22 protein-coding genes and 2 pseudogenes are annotated in these 22,527 nt (G+C 67.5%); 7 read left to right on the top strand and 17 right to left on the bottom strand.

Annotated features, from left to right (window positions below; genetic code table 11):
• From EZM51_RS16125 to EZM51_RS16115, 3 genes are all read left to right on the top strand, one after another.
• Nucleotides 1–565 (top strand): VanZ family protein (locus EZM51_RS16125; protein ID WP_211195947.1); only part of this gene is annotated, 565 nt, incomplete at its 5' end.
• A 441-nt stretch (nucleotides 566–1,006) separates the two neighbouring features.
• Nucleotides 1,007–1,627, top strand: a complete 621-nt coding sequence (locus EZM51_RS16120) for a DUF4328 domain-containing protein (protein WP_169053943.1) — start codon at nucleotides 1,007–1,009, stop codon at nucleotides 1,625–1,627.
• Nucleotides 1,628–1,746: 119 nt separating this feature from the next.
• A complete protein-coding gene (locus EZM51_RS16115; RefSeq protein ID WP_136709321.1) occupies nucleotides 1,747–2,769 on the top strand; it encodes an LLM class flavin-dependent oxidoreductase in 1,023 nt (340 codons plus the stop codon).
• 58 nt (nucleotides 2,770–2,827) lie between these two features.
• Here EZM51_RS16115 and EZM51_RS16110 read toward each other — a convergent pair whose 3' ends face one another.
• On the bottom strand, nucleotides 2,828–3,193 hold the full coding sequence (locus EZM51_RS16110) for a nuclear transport factor 2 family protein (protein WP_136709320.1): 366 nt from the start codon (nucleotides 3,191–3,193) through the stop codon (nucleotides 2,828–2,830).
• The gene (locus EZM51_RS16105) at nucleotides 3,180–3,938 is read right to left on the bottom strand and encodes an alpha/beta hydrolase (RefSeq protein ID WP_136709319.1); all 759 of its coding nucleotides are present in this window, start codon (nucleotides 3,936–3,938) and stop codon (nucleotides 3,180–3,182) included. The genes EZM51_RS16110 and EZM51_RS16105 overlap by 14 nt, the downstream gene beginning before the upstream one ends.
• A gap of 146 nt (nucleotides 3,939–4,084) precedes the next feature.
• On the opposite strand from EZM51_RS16105, the pseudogene EZM51_RS21130 reads away from it, so the two are divergent.
• Nucleotides 4,085–4,302: pseudogene (locus EZM51_RS21130) on the top strand (GntR family transcriptional regulator); the annotation flags it as partial.
• Nucleotides 4,303–4,527: 225 nt separating this feature from the next.
• Here EZM51_RS21130 and EZM51_RS16090 read toward each other — a convergent pair.
• The 7 genes and pseudogenes from EZM51_RS16090 to nrdH all read right to left on the bottom strand — a co-directional run.
• Nucleotides 4,528–4,896: pseudogene (locus EZM51_RS16090) on the bottom strand (winged helix-turn-helix domain-containing protein); the annotation flags it as partial.
• Between the two features lie 117 nt (nucleotides 4,897–5,013).
• The gene (locus tag EZM51_RS16085) at nucleotides 5,014–5,541 is read right to left on the bottom strand and encodes a Pycsar system effector family protein (protein WP_136709318.1); all 528 of its coding nucleotides are present in this window, start codon (nucleotides 5,539–5,541) and stop codon (nucleotides 5,014–5,016) included.
• Complete coding sequence (locus EZM51_RS16080; RefSeq protein WP_136709317.1) at nucleotides 5,538–6,491, bottom strand: hypothetical protein; 954 nt, start codon at nucleotides 6,489–6,491, stop codon at nucleotides 5,538–5,540. Before EZM51_RS16080 ends, EZM51_RS16085 begins: the two co-directional genes overlap by 4 nt.
• Nucleotides 6,492–6,751: 260 nt before the next feature.
• On the bottom strand, nucleotides 6,752–7,771 hold the full coding sequence (nrdF, locus tag EZM51_RS16075; RefSeq protein WP_136709316.1) for a class 1b ribonucleoside-diphosphate reductase subunit beta: 1,020 nt from the start codon (nucleotides 7,769–7,771) through the stop codon (nucleotides 6,752–6,754).
• Nucleotides 7,772–7,816: 45 nt separating this feature from the next.
• A complete protein-coding gene (gene nrdE, locus EZM51_RS16070; RefSeq protein ID WP_211195953.1) occupies nucleotides 7,817–9,922 on the bottom strand; it encodes a class 1b ribonucleoside-diphosphate reductase subunit alpha in 2,106 nt (701 codons plus the stop codon).
• A 32-nt stretch (nucleotides 9,923–9,954) separates the two neighbouring features.
• Nucleotides 9,955–10,407: a class Ib ribonucleoside-diphosphate reductase assembly flavoprotein NrdI gene (gene nrdI / locus EZM51_RS16065; protein WP_136709314.1), complete on the bottom strand. Its 453-nt coding sequence runs from the start codon at nucleotides 10,405–10,407 to the stop codon at nucleotides 9,955–9,957.
• Nucleotides 10,408–10,554: 147 nt separating this feature from the next.
• Nucleotides 10,555–10,788, bottom strand: a complete 234-nt coding sequence (gene nrdH, locus EZM51_RS16060; RefSeq protein WP_136709313.1) for a glutaredoxin-like protein NrdH — start codon at nucleotides 10,786–10,788, stop codon at nucleotides 10,555–10,557.
• A 507-nt stretch (nucleotides 10,789–11,295) separates the two neighbouring features.
• On the opposite strand from nrdH, the gene EZM51_RS16055 reads away from it, so the two are divergent.
• On the top strand, nucleotides 11,296–12,093 hold the full coding sequence (locus EZM51_RS16055; protein ID WP_169053942.1) for an alpha/beta hydrolase: 798 nt from the start codon (nucleotides 11,296–11,298) through the stop codon (nucleotides 12,091–12,093).
• A 124-nt stretch (nucleotides 12,094–12,217) separates the two neighbouring features.
• On the opposite strand, the gene EZM51_RS16050 is transcribed toward EZM51_RS16055, so the two are convergent.
• From EZM51_RS16050 to EZM51_RS16030, 5 genes are all read right to left on the bottom strand, one after another.
• Nucleotides 12,218–13,258: a LacI family DNA-binding transcriptional regulator gene (locus EZM51_RS16050; RefSeq protein WP_248305704.1), complete on the bottom strand. Its 1,041-nt coding sequence runs from the start codon at nucleotides 13,256–13,258 to the stop codon at nucleotides 12,218–12,220.
• 126 nt (nucleotides 13,259–13,384) lie between these two features.
• Nucleotides 13,385–14,335, bottom strand: coding sequence for a galactofuranose ABC transporter, permease protein YjfF (yjfF, locus tag EZM51_RS16045; RefSeq protein WP_211195952.1), 951 nt, complete (start codon nucleotides 14,333–14,335; stop codon nucleotides 13,385–13,387).
• Between the two features lie 128 nt (nucleotides 14,336–14,463).
• The gene (locus tag EZM51_RS16040; RefSeq protein ID WP_136709309.1) at nucleotides 14,464–15,510 is read right to left on the bottom strand and encodes an ABC transporter permease; all 1,047 of its coding nucleotides are present in this window, start codon (nucleotides 15,508–15,510) and stop codon (nucleotides 14,464–14,466) included.
• Nucleotides 15,507–17,135 (bottom strand): sugar ABC transporter ATP-binding protein, encoded by a 1,629-nt coding sequence (locus EZM51_RS16035; protein WP_248305709.1) that lies wholly within the window; start codon nucleotides 17,133–17,135, stop codon nucleotides 15,507–15,509. Before EZM51_RS16035 ends, EZM51_RS16040 begins: the two co-directional genes overlap by 4 nt.
• Nucleotides 17,136–17,290: 155 nt before the next feature.
• Nucleotides 17,291–18,277, bottom strand: a complete 987-nt coding sequence (locus EZM51_RS16030; protein ID WP_211195946.1) for an ABC transporter substrate-binding protein — start codon at nucleotides 18,275–18,277, stop codon at nucleotides 17,291–17,293.
• Nucleotides 18,278–18,670: 393 nt separating this feature from the next.
• Here EZM51_RS16030 and EZM51_RS16025 point away from each other — a divergent pair, with 393 nt between their 5' ends.
• Nucleotides 18,671–18,991, top strand: a complete 321-nt coding sequence (locus tag EZM51_RS16025) for a hypothetical protein (RefSeq protein ID WP_136709307.1) — start codon at nucleotides 18,671–18,673, stop codon at nucleotides 18,989–18,991.
• A gap of 15 nt (nucleotides 18,992–19,006) precedes the next feature.
• Here EZM51_RS16025 and EZM51_RS16020 read toward each other — a convergent pair whose 3' ends face one another.
• Together EZM51_RS16020 and EZM51_RS16015 are read right to left on the bottom strand one after the other, a co-directional pair.
• On the bottom strand, nucleotides 19,007–19,591 hold the full coding sequence (locus EZM51_RS16020) for an HhH-GPD-type base excision DNA repair protein (RefSeq protein ID WP_136709306.1): 585 nt from the start codon (nucleotides 19,589–19,591) through the stop codon (nucleotides 19,007–19,009).
• Nucleotides 19,592–19,694: 103 nt separating this feature from the next.
• Nucleotides 19,695–20,582: an LLM class F420-dependent oxidoreductase gene (locus EZM51_RS16015; protein ID WP_136709305.1), complete on the bottom strand. Its 888-nt coding sequence runs from the start codon at nucleotides 20,580–20,582 to the stop codon at nucleotides 19,695–19,697.
• Nucleotides 20,583–20,719: 137 nt separating this feature from the next.
• Here EZM51_RS16015 and EZM51_RS16010 point away from each other — a divergent pair, with 137 nt between their 5' ends.
• On the top strand, nucleotides 20,720–21,112 hold the full coding sequence (locus EZM51_RS16010) for a VOC family protein (protein WP_136709304.1): 393 nt from the start codon (nucleotides 20,720–20,722) through the stop codon (nucleotides 21,110–21,112).
• A gap of 163 nt (nucleotides 21,113–21,275) precedes the next feature.
• Here the strand turns inward: EZM51_RS16010 and mmsB are convergent, their stop codons facing one another.
• On the bottom strand, nucleotides 21,276–22,520 hold the full coding sequence (gene mmsB / locus EZM51_RS16005; protein ID WP_136709303.1) for a multiple monosaccharide ABC transporter permease: 1,245 nt from the start codon (nucleotides 22,518–22,520) through the stop codon (nucleotides 21,276–21,278).
• Nucleotides 22,521–22,527 lie beyond the last annotated feature (7 nt).

The following is a 22,527-nucleotide window of genomic DNA, read 5'->3' as shown; positions in this document are numbered from 1 at the left end:
GAGGTCTCTCCTACGTCAACAACGATCCAGGTCAGTACACCTAGTCGCGCTGTTCCTGGTCTACCTCGCCTTGCTTGTCTGGCTCGTGCTGTGGAAGCTCGAGCCGCCGTACACCGGCAACGGCGAGCTGCGCCACATCAAGCTCGTCCCGTTCGCCCCCACCGCGGAGGACGGCGCCAGCGAACCGTTCGAGGTCGTCGCGAACGTCGTGCTCTTCGTTCCCTTCGGCCTCTACCTCGGCCTCCTCGCGCCGTCGTGGCCCCGGTGGAAGCTCGCGTCCGTGGTCGCCGGGTCGAGCCTCGCCCTCGAGGTCACCCAGTGGGTCCTGTCGATCGGGAGCTGCGACGTCACCGATCTCATCGTCAACACTGCCGGCGGCCTGGCCGGGCTCGGCCTGCTCATCTTGGCGAGCCGTCGCCTTCGGGACAGGGCCGGCACCGTCATGACTCGAGTGTGTTCCATCGGCACCGTGCTCTCACTTCTCGCAGTTGGGATCTTCATCACTTCTCCAGTGCACTACGCGCCACTTCGGGACGTCGACATCCGGCTCAGCTCGACGCCATAGCGCGTCCTTCCGGCCGGAGACGGCTCACATCTCGCGAACGATGAGATCGCCTCGCGTCTCACACCGGATCCGCTTGCCGACATCCGCTGACAGACGCTCCCAAAGGGCGGCGGAACGACGAACCCACCGCTGAACAATTGAGTGCAACACCACGCACGTCATGTTCACCCGACACACCTCGGTGCGACTCCGAGAGGTGTGGCTCAATCGTGATCCCGACGGCGTCGACGCATCGCTACAGTGACTCACGACCCAACCGTAGAGGGCTGTCCGGATCGCGAACCCCTCGACGACCCCCACTCAAGGAAGCCACACCCGATGACCACAACTCCTCCGCCGTCGACGACGCCCGCTGCGGGCTCGCAGTCTGGCCCGGACGCAACATCGGCACAGCCCGAGCAAGCCGTCCAGCACGCGGCCGCAGCGCATGCACTTTCCAAGATGGCATCTGCGACCCAGGTGCTCTTGATCGTCTGCAGCGGCCTGTCCCTCGTCACCATCGGAATCGAGCTGTTCGGTATCGGCGCGGTGTCGGGCTACCTCGCTGGTGACGGGGCGGCCATCGGCTCGATCGAGGCCTACGACCAGTCGACAGCGCTCGTCAGCGTTCTGTCGAGTATCGCCTTCATCGTGACGGGTGTGCTGTGGGCCATCTGGCAGTACCGCGCCGCCAAGCAGGTCGTCGGCCGGACACGACGTTCGCCCGGCCGGCACGCGAGCTCCTGGTTCATCCCGATCGTCAGCTTCTGGTTCCCCTACCAGAACGTCTCGGATCTCTGGCGTGCCATCGGTCTCTCGCGGCCCTCGTGGCAGATCGTCTGGTGGCTGCTCTTCCTGGGCAGCAACTTCGTCATTGGGATCTCGAGTCGCGTCTACCTGGCCGCGGAGACGCTCGAACAGTTCCGCAATGCAATGTGGATGAGCCTCGCCGGCGAGGTCCTCCTCCTGGCAGCTGCGCCTTTCGCGTGGATGGTCGTCCGCGGTATCACGCGCGGCATCCTCGATCGCGCCCGGCTCGTCGACGCCACGAGCGCAGAGGACGTCGCGGCTCCTCCCGCATAGGGGGCTCCCGCCGCGCCATCTTCGGCTCATTGTGGTCGGCCCCGTCGGGCCGCGGGCCATGCGCGCCGCAACGGCACCCCTCCCGGAATGCGCCGCGGCGCCTGGCGTTGAAGCCCTGTATGAAGCGCATCGGTTTCCTCTCTTTCGGACACTGGTCGAATTCCCCCGGCTCGCAGACGCGCTCGGCGTCCGACGTACTGATGCAGTCGATCGACCTGGCGGTGGCGGCCGAGGAGGTCGGTGCCGACGGCGCCTACTTCCGGGTGCACCACTACGCGAACCAGCTCGCGAGCCCGTTCCCGCTGCTCGCGGCGGCCGGCGCGAAGACGAGTCGCATCGAGCTCGGTACGGGCGTGATCGACATGCGCTACGAGAATCCGCTGTACATGGCCGAGGATGCCGGCGCCGCCGACCTCATCGCGGGCGGCCGCCTGCAGCTGGGCATCTCGCGCGGGTCGCCCGAGCAGGTCATCGACGGCTACCGCTACTTCGGCTACGAGGCGCCCGAGGGCTCGACCATGGCCGACGTCGCCCGCAACAACGCCACGGTCTTCCTGAAAGTCATCGACGGGGCGCGGTTCGCTGAGCCGAATCCGCGCCCGATGTTCCCGAACCCGCATCCGGGGCCGCTCGGCATCCAGCCGCAGTCACCGGGCCTGCGCGACCGCATCTGGTGGGGCGCCGGCTCCGACTCGACCGCCGTGTGGGCGGCCGAGCAGGGCATGAACCTCATGAGTTCGACGCTCAAGGAGGACGAGTCGGGCGAGCCGTTCCACGTGCAGCAGCGCAAGCAGATCGAGGCGTTCCGCGCCGCCTGGGCCGAGGCAGGGCACGAGCGCGAACCGCGGGTCTCGGTGAGCCGGTCGATCTTCGCCATCGTGAACGACATGGACCGCCGGTACTTCGTCGGAGGTGGCGACCGGTCGGACCAGTTCGGCGTGATCGACGACTTCCGCGCCGTCTTCGGCCGCAGCTACGCCGCCGAACCCGACGTTCTCATCGAGCAGTTGCGCGAAGACGAGGCGATCGCAGCCGCCGACACCCTGCTGCTCACGGTGCCGAACCAGTTGGGCGTCGAGTACAACGCGCACGTCCTCGAGTCGATCCTGACCCACGTCGCGCCGGCGTTGGGGTGGCGGTGAGCGGTGGCTGCTCGACCCAACACGGCAGGGGCGACGCCGCGGCGCCGCCCCCGTCGGCTCAGGGTGCGATGACCAGCCTCGAGATCCTGTCCTGCTCGAGGCTGAACCGATAGCGCAGGTCGACGACGCCCCCGGGGAAGTCGCCCTCCAGGTGCGCCACGACCGTCCACTGGTCAGGCCCCTCCTGACGCTGACCGATGAGCGCCGTCGTGTACGTGTACTCGCTGCCGGTCTTGTCGACCCAGGCGCGGATGCGGTCCCGGCCGTCGTAGTCGATTCCCTCGTCGGTGACGCGGGCGTCCGCGGTGAAGGCCTCGGCGACCTCCTGCCTCCGCTCGTCGTCACCTTGAGCGCTCAAGTACCGGGCGACGACCGGGGGCACGGTCTCGGTGTTGTACGGGTCGAATCCGTCAGCGTGAGACACGGGTGTCCTCCGATTCCGCGAGTTCCATCGACATGGGCGCCGCACGACGCGTCGCGCTGCGCTCGGCTGCGGTGACGATGACGTCGGCGACCGCCTCGGCCTGGGTGATGAACGCAGCGTGGCTGCCCGGGACATTGGTGATGTCGGCGCCGATGCGCGTGGCCATGTGCTGAAGCATGGCCTGGTCGAAGGCCTTGTCCTCGGTCGCGATGACGGCCCAGCTCGGCTTGTCCCGCCAGGCGGCCACGGTCACCGGGGTTCCGAACACGCTCATGTCGATGGGCACCTGGCTGTCGGCGAGGAAGGCAGCGTCGGCGGCGCTGACGTCTGCGGCGAATCCGGCGTGGAAGGCGTCGCGGTTGAGGTAGCCGTACCCGTCGTCGCCGACGTCGATGACGAATTCGGGCGTAGGCGCGAACCCCTCGTACTGCTGAGCGGTGGTCTCGCCGGCGTCGGGCGCCAGCGCGGACACGTACACCAGGCCGGCGACCTTTGGGTGCACGCCCGCCTCGGTGATGACGGTGCCGCCCCACGAGTGGCCGACGAGGATCGTCGGCCCGTCCTGGAGATCGAGCACCCGGTTGGTGGCCGCCACGTCGGCCTCGAGCGAGGTGAGCGGATTCTGCACGATCGAGACCCGGTAGCCGCGCGCGGTCAGCAGGTCGTGGACGCGGCGCCATCCGGATCCATCGGCGAACGCCCCGTGCACGAGGACGACGTTGGTGATGTCGTGTTCGGTGTTCATATCTCTTCCTTCCGTGGCGGCCGGTCGGCCGGTGGGTTGCGGTCATGTAGGTGTAACATCAACGATATGCAATATATTGCATGATGCGAAGCGCGGCAACAGATCTCGGGCCGACTTGCATCCTGGGGCTGGAGTGAGGGCAATGTATTGCATGCCGATTCCCCCGGAGTGTCCCCGGTGTCGACCGGTCGCTGCTGCGCGACGACGTGTTCCGCGGGCTCCGCGACGCGATCGTCGACCGCACGTTCCTGCCCGGAGAGCAGCTGAAGGATGCGGACCTGCGGAGTGGCTCGGCTTCAGTCGGACCCCGATTCGGGAAGCACTCCTCCGTCTCGGTACGAGCGAACTCGTGGTCGCGGTGCCCGAACACTCGGGCAACAGGACAACTCTCAGAACGACTGGACCTACGAAACGGGGTCAGCCCAAGGTCGTCACGGCCGGGGATGAATCCAAGGGGCGTGTCGATCACACTGGCGGGCACAAAGCGCGGGAGGAACAACCACACGACCACGAGCAGAGCACGCCCGCGGCCATGAGGAACCCCGCGTAGCTGAGGGTGAGCTTGAGACGAACGCTCAGCCCAGGAGCCCTAGCCACACTCGTCGCCCGCCGCTCCAGCACGAGGTCCGGCATCGATGCGGTAGCCGACGCCGGGCACCGTGGCGGTCACCCATGGTTCGCCGAGCCGCTTGCGCAATGCCGACACCGTGATGCGTACAGCGTTCGTGAACGGGTCGGCGTTCTCGTCCCACGCCCGTTCCAGCAGCTCCTCGGCGCTGATGACCCCGCCCTCGGCGGCGACGAGCACTTCGAGCACAGCGAACTGCTTCCGGGTCAGCGCGACGTAGCGGCCGTCGCGGTAGACCTCGCGCCGGAACGGATCCAGCCGCAGGCCGGCCAGCTCGCGCACGGGCGGCCGGCTGTGCGCGCGCCGGCGGTCGAGCGCCCTGAGCCTGAGCAGCGAACCGGCCCGTAAGCCGCGGCCGCGGATACCTCTCCGCGGCAACCACCGCGGGCGTGCCCGGAGTGGACCGGTCTACCGTCTACAGGCGTCTCATCATGAGCCGCCGCAACCCTATCGGAGAACAAGAACCGCAACGGCGATAGCAGCGGCCGCAGCCGCAGCGAGCCGCATCGCCCATCGGACCAGCGAGTATTTCTTGTTAACCAGACGCGCGAGATGCCAAAGCTGATGATTGATTCGGTCGGAAGAACTCATGGCGCGGGAAGTGAACGCCCGCTTGAACTCCTCGGCTGAGTCAAAGCTTGCAGCGTGGCCCCAATACGCAATACCGCTTTCGAGATCGTCCGCGTGGTATCGGGGCCAAACGGCCGCTGCTGCTACAACGACAGATGCGGCTGCAAAGGCGGCACCGACCCACCACGCAGATTCGCCCGCAACGCTTAGGCGGCTCGGGTCCCAGTCACCGGCCAGTTGCCCGCTCAGGACGAGGCCGAAGCCGATACCTAGAGCCGCAAGGAGCATTGAAGCCTTCTGATCCGCCTGAACGACCTCAGCGCGAGACTCCGCCAACATCGCCTTCGCGACCGCCGCCCTATCGATCATTTCGGCGACGTGGGGGCGAGACTTGCGAAAGGTCATCGCTGCGCCGCCTTTCGCATCTCTCGGAGTTCGGCGAAGCGCGCTTCCCGCTCTACACGACGCTCCGCAAACGCCGAATCCATGTTCAATCCGTGCTTCAACGATTCGCGCTTCTGCCGAGCCTCAATGGGAATGTCCGTCCGCCTCGATGCACCGCTGAGGATGAGATTGCAGAACTCCTCGCCGTGTCGTTGGCACCAGCTACTACCGAGTGCGAGTCCGTACCTCTGCGCGTCGGGGATCTTCTGGAGCTCGACGTTGTGCCAGAGAAAGCTCGGCGGTGAACTCTTTGGCAGGCCGCCGTCGCACCCGCACGAATATGCCAGATAGTCGTTCTCAGCGATCACATCCCAAATCGAGCCGGTGACGTAGATGAAATAGGGCTCGGTCTGCTGCGCCGCTTTCGTGGCGTAGTTGACAGGCCGGCCAACCCAGACGGGCTCCTGCATGTCCATGTGGCGTTCGAGACCCACACGCTTGACCATCACAGGTCCGCTGGACAGCCCCACCTTGAATCCGGTCGACGGCGCGTTCGCCCACTTGTCCTTGAGAATCGCCTCGAACTCGTAGCTAAAAGTCCTGATCGTGATCGCCGCACACATCGCTTGAAGGTACGCACCCGGTCCCCAGAAAAGCCCGAATCCACCGTCGCCCTGGATGTCCACGAACCGGGCGCCGAAATCATTGAGCGTCCGAACGACACCACCAATTCCGGCGTCGTAAATGCTCGCAGTGCCTTCCGGCGAACGCCCCTTCTCGAGATTGGTAGACGATTTCAGGTCGAAAACGACTGCGACGATGTCCGTCAGCCGGTGCCAAGTTGGGCCGATCTCAAGCGAGTCGATCGAGAACGAATCGACGTCCTTCAAGACGACCGACGGCTCGACGTCGATCTTCTCGTGGGACCGCTGCTCCAGGTGTGCCAGAAGGGCGTTGAGTTGAATGATCACTCCATCGTTTTGGGAACTGCGGCCAGTTCCGTCGCAGTCCGCGCTGAGGGCCTCGCTTGGTCCCTCGCAACCATGCTCGCCGAATCGAACGTCTCGCCACCGGGCCGCGGCAAAACCCCGGATCCACCCGTCGCCTACGAAGGGGCCAATCCACGCGAACGCGCGAAGACGTCAGAACATGGGCAGAAGTGTTATCCGATCGTGAGTAGAGAACGTGTGCGAGGCAGCTCACGGTGCAGTTCTGCGAACCTACAGGTCCCTCAGAAGTCCCAGTCCTCGTCCTCGGTATTCACGGCCTTGCCGATCACGTAGCTCGACCCCGACCCCGAGAAGAAGTCGTGGTTCTCGTCGGCATTCGGTGAGAGGGCCGAGAGGATGGCCGGGTTCACGTCGGTGACGGACTTCGGGAACATCGGCTCGTAGCCGAGGTTCATGAGGGCCTTGTTCGCGTTGTAGTGCAGGAACTTCTTGACGTCTTCGGTGAGGCCGACGCCGTCGTAGAGGTCCTGCGTGTACTGCGCCTCGTTGTCATAGAGCTCGTAGAGCAGCGAGAACGTGTAGTCCTTGATCTCGTCGCGCTTGGCCTGGTCGACGAGCTCGAGTCCCCGCTGGAACTTGTAGCCAATGTAGTACCCGTGCACGGCCTCGTCGCGGATGATGAGGCGAATGAGGTCGGCCGTGTTGGTGAGCTTCGCGCGCGACGACCAGTACATGGGCAGGTAGAAGCCCGAGTAGAAGAGGAACGACTCGAGGAGCGTCGATGCGACCTTGCGCTTCAGGGGCTCGTCGCCACGGTAGTACTCCATGACGATCGCGGCCTTCTTCTGCAGGTTCTCGTTCTCGACCGACCAGCGGAAGGCGTCGTCGATTTCCTTCGTCGAGCACAGGGTCGAGAAGATCGACGAGTAGCTCTTGGCGTGCACCGACTCCATGAACGCGATGTTGGTGTACACCGCCTCCTCGTGCGGGGTCAGCGAGTCGGGAATGAGCGAGACCGCGCCCACGGTGCCCTGGATCGTGTCGAGCAGGGTCAGACCCGTGAACACGCGCATCGTGAGGGTCTGCTCCTCGGGGGTGAGCGTGTTCCACGACTGCACGTCGTTCGACAGCGGCACCTTCTCGGGCAACCAGAAGTTGTTCACGAGGCGGTTCCACACCTCGAGGTCCTTGTCGTCCTGGATGCGGTTCCAGTTGATCGCGTTGACGTGATCGACGAGCTTGAGCTTGCCGCCGTGGGCGGGGTCGTTCTGGGCCGAGTTGACCGGGTCGGTGAGGGTCATCCGTCTAATCCTTCGTTCGAGACATCCGAAAGTGAGAAATACTCACTAGAGCATGCAGCTGACGCACTCATCCAAGTTCGTGCCTTCGAGCGCGAGCTGCCGGAGGCGAATGTAGTAGATCGTCTTGATCCCCTTCTTCCACGCGTAGATCTGCGCCCGGTTGATGTCGCGGGTCGTCGCCGTGTCCTTGAAGAAGAGCGTGAGCGAGAGGCCCTGGTCGACGTGCTGCGTCGCCGCGGCGTAGGTGTCGATGACCTTCTCGTAGCCGATCTCGTAGGCGTCCTGGTAGTACTCGAGGTTGTCGTTCGTCATGAACGCCGCCGGGTAGTACACGCGGCCGATCTTGCCTTCCTTGCGGATCTCGATCTTCGACGCGATCGGGTGGATCGAGGCCGTCGAGTTGTTGATGTACGAGATCGAGCCGGTGGGCGGCACCGCCTGCAGGTTCTGGTTGTAGATGCCGTGCTCCATGATGGAGGCCTTCAGCTGCTGCCAGTCGTGCTGGGTCGGGATGTGCACGCCGGCGTCGGCGAAGAGCTCGGTGACCTTCGCGGTAGCGGGCACCCACGGAGCATCCGTGTACTTGTCGAAGAACTCACCCGACGCGTACTTCGAGTCCTCGAAGCCCTCGAAGGTCTCGCCGCGCTCGATGGCGATCTTGTTGGAGGCGCGCAGCGCGTGGAACAGCACCGTGTAGAAGTACATGTTCGTGAAGTCGATGCCCTCTTCGCTGCCGTAGAAGATGCGCTCGCGGGCGAGGTAGCCGTGCAGGTTCATCTGGCCGAGGCCGATGGCGTGCGACTTGTCGTTGCCGTCTTCGATCGACCGCACCGACGAGATGTGCGACATGTTCGACACCGCGGTGAGTCCGCGGATCGCGGTCTCGACGGTCTTGCCGAAGTCGGGGCCGTCCATGGTGAGGGCGATGTTCAGCGAACCGAGGTTGCAGCTGATGTCCTTGCCGATCTGGTTGTACGACAGGTCTTCGTTGTACGTCGTCGGCGTGTTCACCTGCAGGATCTCGCTGCAGAGGTTCGACATGTTGATGCGGCCCTTGATGGGGTTGGCCTTGTTCACCGTGTCCTCGAACACGATGTAGGGGTATCCGCTCTCGAACTGGATCTCGGCGAGGGTCTGGAAGAACTGGCGGGCGTTGATCTTGGTCTTCTTGATGCGCGGGTCGTCGACCATGGCGCGGTAGTTCTCGGTGAGCGGCACGTCGCCGAACGGCTTGCCGTAGACGCGCTCGACGTCGTACGGCGAGAACAGGTACATGTCCTCGTTGTTCTTCGCGAGCTCGAACGTGATGTCGGGGATGACGACGCCGAGCGATAGGGTCTTGATGCGGATCTTCTCGTCGGCGTTCTCGCGCTTGGTGTCGAGGAACCGCATGATGTCGGGGTGGTGCGCGCTGAGGTACACGGCGCCGGCGCCCTGGCGTGCGCCGAGCTGGTTGGCGTACGAGAAGCTGTCTTCGAGGAGCTTCATCACGGGGATGATGCCCGACGACTGGTTCTCGATCTGCTTGATGGGCGCACCCGACTCGCGGATGTTCGAGAGCGAGAGCGCCACCCCGCCACCGCGCTTCGACAGCTGCAGCGCCGAGTTGATGCCGCGGGCGATCGACTCCATGTTGTCTTCGATGCGCAGCAGGAAGCACGAGACGAGCTCGCCGCGCTGCGCCTTGCCGGTGTTGAGGAACGTGGGCGTGGCCGGCTGGAAGCGGCCGCCGATGATCTCCTCGACGAGGTCGGTCGCGAGCTGCTCGTCGCCCTGGGCGAGGCCGAGCGCGGTCATCACGACGCGGTCCTCGAAGCGCTCGAGGTAGCGCTTGCCGTCGAAGGTCTTCAGCGTGTAGCTCGTGTAGTACTTGAACGCGCCGAGGAAGGTCTCGAAGCGGAACTTCTTCGAGTACGCCAGGTCGTTGAGCTTCTGGATGAACTCGAAGGAGTACATGTCGAGAACTTCCTTCTCGTAGTACTCCTTCTCGACGAGGTAGTCGAGGCGCTCACGCAGCGAGTGGAAGAAGACCGTGTTCTGGTTGACGTGCTGCAGGAAGTACTCGCGCGCGGCCTCCTTGTCTTTCTCGAACTGGATCTCTCCGTTCGGGCCGTACAGGTTCAGCATCGCGTTGAGCGAGTGGTAGTCCATCGCCACGCTGGTGCGCGGAGCGTCCATGAGCGCTACGCCGTCAGGTGCTGCGGATGCCCCGCCTGCGTCGCGTGCCATGGTTCCTGCTGTGTTCGCCAAAATGCGTCCAATCCCTCGTCGACGGCGCGAACGTCGTCGGGTGTGCCGAATACTTCGAAGCGGTAGAGGTGCGGCACCCCGGTCTTCCCGGCGATGATGTCGCCGGCGAGACCGAAGGCCGTACCGAAGTTGGTGTTGCCGGCGCTGATCACGCCGCGGATGAGTGAGCGGTTGTGCGGGTCGTTCAGGAACTTGATGACCTGCTTGGGAACCGCGCCCTTGCCCTCGCCGCCACCGTAGGTGGGAACGACGAGCACGTACGGATCTTCGACGTGCAGCGGCTCGTCACGCGCGTACAGCGGGATGCGCACGGCCGGCCGGCCGAGCTTCTCGATGAAGCGCTCGGTGTTGCCCGAGACGCTCGAGAAGTAGACGAGATTCGTCATGGTGCATCCTTCGCCGGAGGTCGCTCGCTGAGCTTGTCGAAGCGGGTGCGAGTCCCTTCGACACGCTCAGGGACCGGGGTGGTGCTCCTGATGACCGCCGGCCTGATCTCGAGGACGGTTCCGCTCGAGGTCAGGCCGGGGTTGCCATCAGGCGAGGCGCGAGGCGAGCTCGGCGATCTTGTCGGGGCGAAAGCCCGACCAGTGGTCTTCGTCGGTGATGACGACCGGGGCCTGGAGGTACCCGAGCTCTTTGACCTGCGCGAGGGCGTGCTCGTCGGCGGTGACGTCGAGCACTTCGTACTCGATGCCCTTGCTGTCGAGCGCCCGGTAGGTGGCGTTGCACTGGACGCAGGAAGGCTTGGTGTAGACCGTGACCGTCATGGTTTCCCCTCGTTGTTCTCGAGCTCGGAGGAGCCCGCCCCCGGTGTTGCTGATTCGGTTCTTCAATACTACATCTAGTGGCTGCGGAACTGAACCGCCACAAGATGATGTAGTTACATCCGTGTAGTTATCCACCGGTCTTTCCACCGGCTGTGGATGACGGATGTCGCGGCGATCGGCGGATTCTCGCGAATGACACCCGTGTTATCCACAGCCTGTGAGATCGGAATCTCGTGGGCCTGTGGACGGATGTCGGGCGTGTCGCGGCGTGTCGCACGGATGCCGCGGCACGAACCCTTGGGGCGTAGCGCCCCACCGACCCCTACATATGGTGTTGTGCCTTCAACCCTGCCACCACCCACCGACATCGCCGGGGCGGGCGGGTGCGTGTCGGAGGACCGGCGAACGCCCCAGATCGGGGGGCCGCGACATTCGCTCGTCAAGTCCTCGCGGCGCTGGAGGATGTCGGGCGGCGCGCGTAGCCTGTGGCCGACGCAAGGGGGCCGCATGACCGAGTTCGTGACATCCGCCGACGGCACGCGCATCGCGTACGACATCGAGGGCTCGGGCCCGCCCGTGATCCTCATCGGCGGTGCGATGCAGTTCCGCGGCTTCGATCCCGCGACGGTGGAAATGGCGCAGCACCTCGCCGAGCACGGGTTCACGGTCGTCGACTACGACCGCCGCGGCCGCGGCGAGAGCCCGGCGGATGCCCCGATCACGCTCGCCCAGACGATCGATGACCTGCGGGCGCTCGCCGACGAGCTCACCGAGGGGGCCGACGACGCGGTCGCGCTGTTCGGCAACTCGTCGGGCGGGTCGATCGCGCTCGCGGCCGCGGCGGCGGGGCTGCCCGTGTCGAAGCTCGTCTTCTTCGAGGTGCCGCTCGACCCCGAGGAGGGCCGCGAGGGCGGCGTGTTCCTCGAGGAGCTCCGCGAACGCATCGCCGCCGGCGACCGCGAGGGCACGCTCGAGGTCTACATGGCCGACATGCCGCCCGAGTGGCTCGAGGGCGCCAAGCAGAGCCCTGCCTGGCAGACGATGCTCGACATCGCGCCGAGCCTCGAGCCCGACGCCGAGTCCCTCGCCTGGACGCAGTCCGCGCCGCGCGCCGAGCTCTTCGCGAGCATCGTGCAGCCGACCCTCGCGCTGGTTGGCGACGAGACACTGCCGATCATGACGTCGGCCGCGGCATCCCTCGTCGCGACCATGCCGAACGCCGAGACCCGCACCATCGCCGCCGCCGACCACCGCTGGGAGCCGCGCACCATGGCGCTCGCGATCGCGGAGTTCCTCGTCGGCTGACCTCCCGCCGCGCCGCGCCGCTGCGCGCCACTTCTGCGGCCTGTGCGCCAGCCGAAGTGGCGCGGAGGGCGCGCACGTGGCGCGCAGGCGCATGCGCCACGTACCCGCGCGGGCGCCCCGCGCCTCAGCGCTCGAGCGCCGCCCGGTCGCGGGCCGGCACCGCCGTGCTCACGCGCACGACGAGGTCGGGCACTCGCGGCGCCGGCATGAGCCGCTCGTCGTCGCCGAGCACGGCGAGCACGCCGGCCATCGCGTCACGACCGAGCGCGTCGAAGTCCTGGCGCACGGTCGTGAGCGGCGGGGCGAAGTACGCCGCCTCGGGGATGTCGTCGAAGCCGACCACGCTCACGTCGCCGGGCACCGAGAGCCCCGCCTCGGTGAGCGCATGCATCACGCCGAGTGCCATCTGGTCGTTCGACACGAACACGGCGGTCATCTCGGCGTCGCGCGCGAGCGCCCGACCGTGCACGTACCCGCTGCCGGGCGACCAGTCCCCCACGAGCGGCTCGCGAGCGGCAAGGCCGTGCTCGGCGAGCGCGGCCGTCCAACCGCGCACGCGTTCGGCACCGTCCATCGAGTTGACCGGGCCGCTGACGTGCCGGATCTCGCGGTGCCCGAGCGCGATGAGGTGCTCGACCGCGAGCCGGGCCCCCGCGTACTGGTCGAGCCAGACGCGATGCATGCCGCCGCGATCCTCCGAGGCGACGGCCACGATCGGCACGCCCAGCTCGATGCCGTCGAGCGCGTCGAGCGCCTCCCGCTGCGCGGCGATGAGCACGATGGCCTCGACGTTCTGGCGCACGAGGAGTTCGGCCGCGGAACGGAGGCTCGGGGCATCCGTCTCGAGCATGCTCGCGGTGATGACCGAATACCGGGCGTCGCGCGCGGCCTCGTTGAAGTGCAGCGCCGTCGACGACGGGCCGTAGTCGGGTGCCCCGGTGACGATGAGGCCGAGGGTGCGGGTGCGACGGGTGACGAGCGCGCGGGCCGCGGGCGACGGCACGTACCTGAGCTGCGCGATCGCCTGCTCGACGCGCGCTCGCGTCGCGGGCCGCACGTTCGGCAGGTCGTTGAGCACGCGCGAGACCGTCTGGTGCGACACCCCGGCCAGCCTCGCGACGTCGAAGATCGTCGCGACCCGCGCCTTGTCGTCTCGGTCGCCCACTCGCGCCGCGCTCCTGTCTCGCGCCGCCGGCGCGATCGTTCTCCGTCGATTATCCCGCCCGGTGATGCTCCGGCCGGGAGGCGGAAGGCCCGGCTCGGCGCCGGACCCTCGGCCACGTGGCATCCCTCACCGCCGCCTGGCCGTGAGCACCTTCTGCAGGATGATGAAGACGAGCAGCAGCACGCCGATGAAGATCCGCGTCCACCACGACGAGAGGGTGCCCTCGAACGTGATGATCGTCTGGATGACCCCGAGCACCAGCACGCCGAGCACCGACCCGAGCACGAACCCGTAGCCGCCGGTGAGCAGCGTGCCGCCGATCACGACCGCGGCGATGGCGTCGAGCTCGGTGCCGATCGCCGTGAGCGGGTAGCCCGAGAGCGTGTAGAAGGTGAACAGCACGCCCGCGAGGCCCGAGCAGAACCCCGAGATGACGTAGACGAGCACCTTGGTGCGCGCCACCGGAAGGCCCATGAGCAGGCCGGATGTCTCGCCGCCACCGATCGCGTACACGGTTCGCCCGAACCGCGTCGCGTGCAGCACCCACACGGCGAGCGCGACGACCACGAGCGCGATGATGACGCTCGCGGTGATCGACAGGCCGCCGCCGAGCGGGATGCGCGCGACCGCGAGCTGCACGAACGTCGGGTCGGTGATCGCGATCGAGCTCTGGCTGATCACGTAGCAGAGGCCGCGCGCGAGGAACATCGCCGCGAGCGTCGCGATGAACGGCTGCACCTTGAACACGTGGATCATGAGCCCCACGAGCAGGCCGAGCACGCTCGTGAGCACCAGGATCAGCGGGATCACCGCGCCGGGCGACCAGCCGGTCTGCAGCAGGCTCGCCGCAATCATGCCGCTGAGCGCGACGACCGCGCCCACCGAGAGGTCGATGCCGCCCGTGAGGATCACGAACGTCATGCCCACCGCGAGCACGATGAGGTACGAGTTGTCGACGAGCAGGTTGAGGAACACCTGCCCCGAGAAGAACCCGCGGTAGCGCACGCCGCCGATCACGAACACGGCGACGAACAGCACGGCGGTCACCATGACCGGGCCGTACTTCGGGCTGGTCATCAGGTTCCGGATGCCGCTGCCGACGTTGCGGCGAGTGCCGCCGCCGCCGGGGCCGGTGCCGCCGGCTGGTCCGCCGCGGCCGGGGCCGGCCGGCCGGCCGGGGCGTGCGGGTGCGTCGATGAGCTTCGTCATGAGGCCGCCGCCCCCTTCCCGGCCCGGATGGCGAGCCTTCGGCGGAACCCGCTGAACGCCTCTGCCGTGGTGGGCGACTGCAACAGGCACACCACGGTGACGACCGCCGCCTTGAACACCATGGTCGCGATCGGCGGGATGCCGACCGTGTACACCGTGGTCACGAGCGTCTGGATGACCAGGGCGCCGACGAGCGTGCCGAGCAGCGAGTAGCGGCCGCCGGCGAGCGACGTGCCGCCGATCACCACGGCGAGGATCGCGTCGAGCTCGATGAACAGGCCCGTGTTGTTCGCGTCGGCTGCCGCCGTGTTGGCCGTGAGGATGAGCCCGGCGATCGCCGCGCAGAACGCGCAGAACGTGTACACGACGACGAGCAGCCCACGCGCCCGCACGCCCGACTGGCGGCTCGCCTCGGGGTTGATGCCGACCGACTCGATGAACATGCCGAGCGCCGTGCGCCGGGTCACGAGCGCCGCGACGCCGAACACGACGGCCGCGATGATGACGGCGATCGGAACGCCGAACCAGAAGCCCGAGCCGAGGAACTTGAACGGCGGGCTGTTCACGGTGAGGATCTGGCCTTCGGTGATGAGCATCGCCACGCCGCGGCCCGCCGTCATGAGGATGAGCGTCGCGATGATCGGCTGGATGCCGATGACCGCGACGAGGAATCCGTTCCACACGCCGAGCACGAGCGAGATGACGAGCGCCACCGTCACGGCCACGGCGACCGTCGCGAGGCTGCCGGGCTCGGGCGATCCGAGGATGATCGAGCACGCGACCGCCCCCGAGATCGCGGCGACCGCGCCCACCGACAGGTCGATGCCTCGCGTGGCGATCACGAGCGTCATGCCGACCGCGATGATGAGCGTCGGCGCGCCGTTGCGCAGGATGTCGATGAGGCTGCCGAACAGGTGCCCGTCGCGCACGCTGATCGTGAAGAATCCGGGGAACGCGACCAGGTTGATCACGAGCAGCACCACGAGCATGACGACCGGCCAGAACAGCCGGTGCGCGACGATGCGGGCGAGCAGGGCGCTCATCGGCGGCCTCCTTCGGTGTGGTCGGCGGTGGTGGGGGCGGGGTGGTCGGCGGTCGGGTCTTCCGTGTGGCCGGTGACCGATGCAGCGGTGACGGATGCCGCGGCCGCGACATCCCGAACCGGCTCATCGCTCTCGACCGAGCCGTCGGCGATGAGGGCGAGCAGCGAATCGACGGTGAGCCCGTCGTTCTCGAGGTCGGCGACCACGTGCCGGTCGCGGAGCACGACGATGCGGTGGCTGAGGCGCAGCACCTCCTCGAGCTCGGCCGAGATGAACAGCACGCTCATGCCGTTCTCGGCGAGGTTGAAGACGAGCTTCTGGATCTCGGCCTTCGCGCCGATGTCGATGCCGCGCGTCGGCTCGTCGAGGATGAGGAGGCGCGGGGCGATCGCGAGCCAGCGGGCGAGCAGCACCTTCTGCTGGTTGCCGCCCGAGAGGTTGCGCACGAGCGCGTCGGGATTGCCCGGGCGGATGTTCAGCGCCTGGATGTAGCTCTGCGCGAGCTCGTCCTGCCGCTTCTTCGGGATGGGCCGGAACCAGCCGCGGTCGGCCTGCAGCGCGAGCACGATGTTGTCGCGCACGGTGAGGTCGCCGACGATGCCCTCGTCGCGGCGATTCTCGGATGAGAACGCGATGCGGTGTGCGATGGCCTGGCGCGGCGTGCGGAGCTTCGTCGGCCGGCCGCCGATCGTGAGCTCGCCGGCATCCGCGCGGTCGATGCCGCCGAGGAGCCGGGCGAACTCGGTGCGGCCCGATCCGAGCAGGCCCGCGAGGCCCACGACCTCGCCGGCCGCGATGGGCAGGTCGGCCGGGTTGATGGCGCCGCGACGCCCGAGCCCCGCCGCATTCACGAACACCGCGGCATCCGAATCGTCGACGACGACCGAACGGGCGCGCTGCTCGAGGTCGTCGAGCGTCGTGAGCTCCTTGCCGATCATCTTCTGCACGAGGTCGATGCGCAGCAGCTCGTCGACGAGGTACTCCCCCACGAGCTTGCCGTTGCGCAGCACCGTGAGGCGGTCGCAGATCTCGTAGACCTGGTCGAGGAAGTGCGAGACGAACAGGATCGCGACGCCCTGTTCCTTCAGCGAGCGGATGACCCGGAAGAGCTCGGCGACCTCGTCGGCGTCGAGGCTCGACGTTGGCTCGTCGAGGATGAGCACCTTCGCCTGCACGTCGATCGCGCGCGCGATGGCGACGAGCTGCTGCACCGCGAGCGAGTGGTCGCCGAGCAGCGACCCGGGGTCGATGTCGAGGTTGAGGCCGGCGAGCAGCTCGGCCGCGCGGCGGCGCATCGCGCGCCAGCCGATCGAGCCGAGGCGGCGCGGCTCGCGGCCGAGCATGATGTTCTCGGCGACCGACAGGTTCGGCAGGAGGTTCACCTCCTGGTACACCGTCGAGATGCCGGCGGCCTGCGCCTGCGCCGGGCCGGAGAACGACACCCGGTCGCCGGCGAGCGTGATCGTGCCGGCGTCGATGCCGTAGACGCCCGTGAGCGCCTTGATGAGCGTGGACTTGCCGGCGCCGTTCTCGCCCATGAGCGAGTGCACCTCGCCGGGGAACATGCGGAAGTCGACGCCGTCGAGCGCCTTCACGCCCGGGAAGCTGATCGAGATGTCGCGCATCTCGACGACCGGGGCCGGGGGTGCCTGGTTCACGTGTCTCTCCATCGAGCTGGTGGTGAAGCGTGGGGAGGCGGGTGCGCGGCATGGACGGCCGCGCACCCGCCGAGGCGTTCGGGTGAGCGGATGCCGCGGCTGCGACATCCGCTCACTGGAACTCAGTACTGGCGGTCGGGAAGCGCCTCGATCGCCTGCTCCTGCGTGAAGGTGGTCTCCTCGGTGATGATGCGCTTCTGGGGAGTCTCACCGTCGTTGATCTGCTTGATGATCTCGATCAACTGCTTGCCGAGCAAGGGCGAGCACTCGACGATGAAGTTGATCTTGCCGTCGGCGAGGGCCTGCATGCCGTCCTTCACCGCGTCGACCGTGACGATCTTGATGTCCTCGCCGGGCTTCAGGCCCGCCGCCTCGATCGCCTCGATCGCGCCGAGGCCCATGTCGTCGTTGTGCGCGTAGATGAGGTCGACGCCCGGGTTCGACTTCAGCAGCGCCTCGGTGACCTGCTTGCCGCCGGCCCGCGTGAAGTCGCCGGTCTGGCTGGCGACCACCTCGAGGTTCGGGTTCTCGGAGATGACCTCGGCGAAGCCCTCGGCACGGTCGATCGCGGGCGCGGCGCCCGTGGTGCCCTCGAGCTGGATGATCTCGACGGGCTCGGTCGCGTCGGCGTACTCGTCGAGCACCCACTGGCCGGCCTTCTCGCCCTCCTTCACGAAATCGGAGCCGAGGAACGACACGTAGAGCGACTCGTCCTTCGAGTCGACCGCGCGGTCGGTGAGCACGACCGGGATGCCCGCGGCCTTCGCCTCGTTGAGCACGGCGTCCCAACCGGTCTCGACGACCGGTGAGAACGCGATCACGTCGACCTGCTGCTGGATGTACGAGCGGATCGCCTTGATCTGGTTCTCCTGCTTCTGCTGCGCATCGGAGAACTTGAGCTCGATGCCGGCCTCCTCGAAGGCGGCCTGGATGTCCTTGGTGTTGGCGGTGCGCCAGCCGCTCTCCGCGCCGACCTGCGCGAAGCCGACCACGAGTTCGTCGAGGGGCTTGGGGCCGCTCTCGGCGGCGGCGCCGCCGCCCTCGCTTGCGCAGCCGGCCAGGGCGACGAGCATGGCGCCGGCCGCGGCGAGACCGATGAGCTTCTTCATCAGGGGTGAACCTCCTTGTTCAGTGGTGCCGGCGAAAGTGCGTCGTTGCTGGGATTCCTGGTGCGCCGGGCAGTCAGGTCGTCCTGCTGCACTCAGGATGTTAGCGCTCACTTGTTAGCGCTCACAAGTGGCATTTCGGAGACGCTCCGACAGCGCGTCCTGTTCGGCTCACCCATGCGGGCTCGGGCGGGCGGCGCACCGACCGCTCGCTCATCCGGTTCGGCGCCCCGCAGCTCGAATCGGCCGCCGCGCTCGAGACGCTCGAGTTCGACGACCTGGCCCGTCTCGAGGAGAGCGTGCGCGCCCTCGGCGGTCCCGTCGACGCACTCGCGGAGGCCGTGACCGCCTGGAACGAGCACCAGACGCTTTTCGCGAGCGCCGGGTACGTCAACCATGTCTGGGCCTCGGGCTGGTATCCCGAGCTCGACGCGTGCCGCTGCTCCGTCGACCTCACCGAGCGGTACACCGGCACACCCGACCATCGCCGAGCACTGGTCGTGCCGCGGCAAGGACTTCCCCGACGACGCCGGCACCGTCATCCGCCTCACCGGAGTGCACGAGGGCGTCTACCGCGTCGAGGGCATCGTGCGCATGCTGGATCAGGACGCGGCGACGACCGACGACCTCCCTCGCGGGTACGACCTGCTCTACCAGACCTGCCTGAACGGCCAGTCGTCGACGATGTCGATCACCGCGCTCACCCGGTTGGGCTGAGCGCGGCGTGCGGGCTCAGCCGTTCGCGGCCTTCGCGGCGGCCTTCGCCGCCTGCTTCGTGGCTCGCACCTTGGCCAGCGACTCGGGGTCCACGATGTCGGCCACCGACGCGAACGTGCCGTCGGCCCCGTAGTGCCCGGCCGCCTCGCGCCAGCCCGGCGCCTCGAGGCCGCACTGCTTGCCGAGCAGCGCCAGGAAGATCTTGGCCTTCTGCTCGCCGAAGCCCGGCAGCGCCTTCAGCCGCTTGAGCACCTCGGCGCCGTCGGGGTCGCCCTGGGTCCAGATGGCGGATGCCTCGCCGCCCCAGTCGTCGCGCACGGCAGCGGCGAGCGCCTGCACGCGCCCGGCCATCGACCCCGGATACCGGTGCACGGCCGGCGTCTGCTTGAACGCCTCGACGAGTGCCTCGGGGTCGTGCGCCGCGATCGACGCCGGCTCGATCGATCCGGTGCGCTCGCGGATCTTCTCGGGCCCCGCGAACGCCGTCTCCATCGCGACCTGCTGGTCGAGCAGCATGCCCACGAGCAGGGCGAACGCGTCGTCGCTGAGAAGCCGGTCGGCCGCGGCATCCCCGGTGATATGCAGGTCCATGCATCCCATCCTCGCACCCGACGCGCCGCCGCCGAATGTTTCCGTTCGCGCGTGGTGCGCCTGTTGGGCCGGGAACATCCGGCGCGAGCGGAAACATCCGGCGACCGTCCGGCTACAGGGCGACGGGTCGGATGTCGCGCAGCCGCGGCAGCACGTCGTCGGCCACGCGCCCGACGAAGCCGACGGGATCGGGCTGCTGCACGCGCACCTGGATGTGCTGCACGCCCAGCTTCGCGAGCTCCTCGGCGTGGCGCAGGAACGCGTCGGGATCTGCCGTGGGGTCGAGCGGCCCGCCCTGGGCGGTGACGCGGATGTCCCGGATGTCGCGGCCCTCGCGTTCGCAGTGCGCGCGAAGCACGTCGATCTTGTGCCGGATCTCGTCGGGCTCGGTCACGTTGACATTCCACACGTCGGCGTACTTCGCGACGAGGCGGAGCGTCTTCCGCTCGCCGGTCCCGCCGATGAGGATCGGCGGGTGCGGCCGTCCGAGGGGCCGGGAGCGATTGAGGGTCTCGCCGAGCCGGTAGTGGGTGCCTTCGAACGCGCCGTCATCGTCGCTCCACATCTGCAGGCAGATGCGCAGCGTCTCCTCGAGGCGCTCGAACCGCTCGGCCAGCGACGGGAACGGCACGCCGAGGCCGACGTGCTCGCGCTCGTACCAGGCGGCACCGAGGCCGAGCCAGGCCCGCCCGCCCGACAGCACGTCGAGCGTGGTGACGGTCTTCGCCAGCAGCCCGGGATGCCGGTACGTGACCCCGGTGACGACGGTCGAGAGCGGGATCCGCGAGGTGTGCGCGGCGACGAAGCCGAGCGCCGTGTACCCCTCGAGCATCGGCTCCTCCGCCGGGCGCACCTGGTCCATCTGGAAGAAGTGGTCCATGACGGAGAAGAGCGCGAGCCCCGCGTCATCCGCCGCTCTGGCCGTGTCGGCGAGGTGCGGCGCGATGACGGCGTCGCCGTCGGGGTGGGTGAAATTCCAGTAGTGGATGCCGAGATCCATGGCGCCTCCGTCTGCGTGAATGGTGTTGCCGGGTGATTTCGCCATCCGGACGGGAACTGACCGGATGGTGCGGGATGCTGGCAGTACGCGATCCGACGAGAACCGGGTCGCCCGCACACAGTATCGAGGAGCATCCCATGGACTGGAAGATCGAACTCATCTTCGTCCCCGTCACCGACGTCGACCGCGCGAAGGAGTTCTACATCGAGAAGCTCGGCTTCAACGCCGACCACGACACCACGGTGCACGAGGGGCTGCGCTTCGTGCAGCTCACTCCGCCCGGTTCGGCGTGCTCGATCGCCATCGGCAAGGGACTCGGCAGCATGGTCGAGCCCGGCACGCTCGACGTGATCCAGGTGGTGATCCCCGACGCCGACGCCGCGTTGGCCGAGCTTCGTGCCAAGGGCGTCGAGGCCGAGGGCGTCGACGAGCAGGAGTGGGGCAGGTTCGTCACGCTGAAGGACCCCGACGGCAACCGCTGGACGCTGCAGCAGCTCCCCGACTACGCCGCGGGCGCGTCGCCGAGCTGACGCACCCCCGCGGCATCCGTCTATTTCTGCGGATATACGATCCGACACCCCGGCGAATCGACCCCCGCCGCGGCGCGCCGGATCGTATATCCGCAATATGTGACACGAGGGCGGATGCCGCGAGCCGAAGCCGCGGCATCCGCCCGTGAGACGCTGCCGCGCCCTACTGCCCGCCCGACCGCCGCTTGTTGTACACGTCGAACGCCACTGCGAGGAGCAGCACGAGGCCCTTCACGGCCTGCTGCCACTCGATGCCGATGCCGAGGATCGACATGCCGTTGTTCAGCACGCCGATGATGAGGCCGCCGATGATCGCGCCGCCGATGGTGCCGACGCCGCCCTGCACGGCCGCGCCGCCGATGAACGCCGCCGAGATCGCCTCGAGCTCGAAGCCGTCGCCGGCCTTCGGCCCCGCGAGGTTCAGTCGCGCGGTGAAGATGAGGCCGGCGAGCGCGGCGAGCACGCCCATGTTGACGAACAGCCAGAAGTCGACGCGACGCGTCTTGATGCCCGAGAGCTCTGCCGCGTGCCGGTTGCCGCCGATCGCGTAGATGTGGCGGCCGAACACCGTGCGGTTCATCACGATGCCGTACACGAGCACCAGCACGGCGAGGATGATGAGCGTCACCGGGATGCCCTTGTACGACGCGAGCGAGTAGGCGAAGAAGGCGATCGCGGCCGACACGAGCACGAGCTTGGTGACGAACCACAGGATCGGCTCGACGTCCTGCCCGTACTTCTGGCGACCGCGGCGGGTGCGCACCTGCTGCACGACGAGCGCGATGATCGCGAGCGCGCCGACGCCGATCGTGAGCGGGTCGATCTCGAGGTCGCCGAACACGTCGGAGAGGAAGCCGTTGCCGAGCGCGCGGTACTCCGCCGGGAACGAGCCGATGTTCGCGTTGCCGAGCACGACGAGGGCGAGCCCTCGGAAGATGAGCATGCCCGCCAAGGTCACGATGAACGCGGGGATGCCGACGAAGGCGATCCAGAACCCCTGCCACACGCCGACGAGCGCGCCGATGCCGAGCGAGAGGATGACGGCGAGCCACCACGGCAGCCCCCATTGCACCGCGAACACGCCCGAGACGGCCCCGACGAACGCGGCGACCGACCCGACCGAGAGGTCGATGTGGCCGGCGATGATGACCATCACCATGCCGATCGCGAGCACGAGGATGTACCCGTTCTGCACGACGAGGTTCGAGATGTTCTGCGGCCGCAGGAGGATGCCGTTGGTGAGGATGGAGAAGAGCACGACCACCGCGATGAGCGCGATGAAGATGCCGTTCTTGCCGAGGTCGGCGAGCACGTGGCTCAGGCGGTCGGTGAAGCGGTTCTGCACCGGGTTGATGTTGCCGCCGACGGCGTGCGTCTCCTCGGTGAGCGGTGGGTTCGGGTTCGTCATGGTGTCT

The sequence above is a fragment of the Agromyces sp. H66 genome (assembly GCF_004959775.1).
Taxonomy (GTDB): Bacteria; Actinomycetota; Actinomycetes; order Actinomycetales; family Microbacteriaceae; genus Agromyces.
The sequence above is the reverse complement of the archived record's forward strand: the minus strand, read 5'-3'. Positions and strand labels throughout refer to the sequence as shown.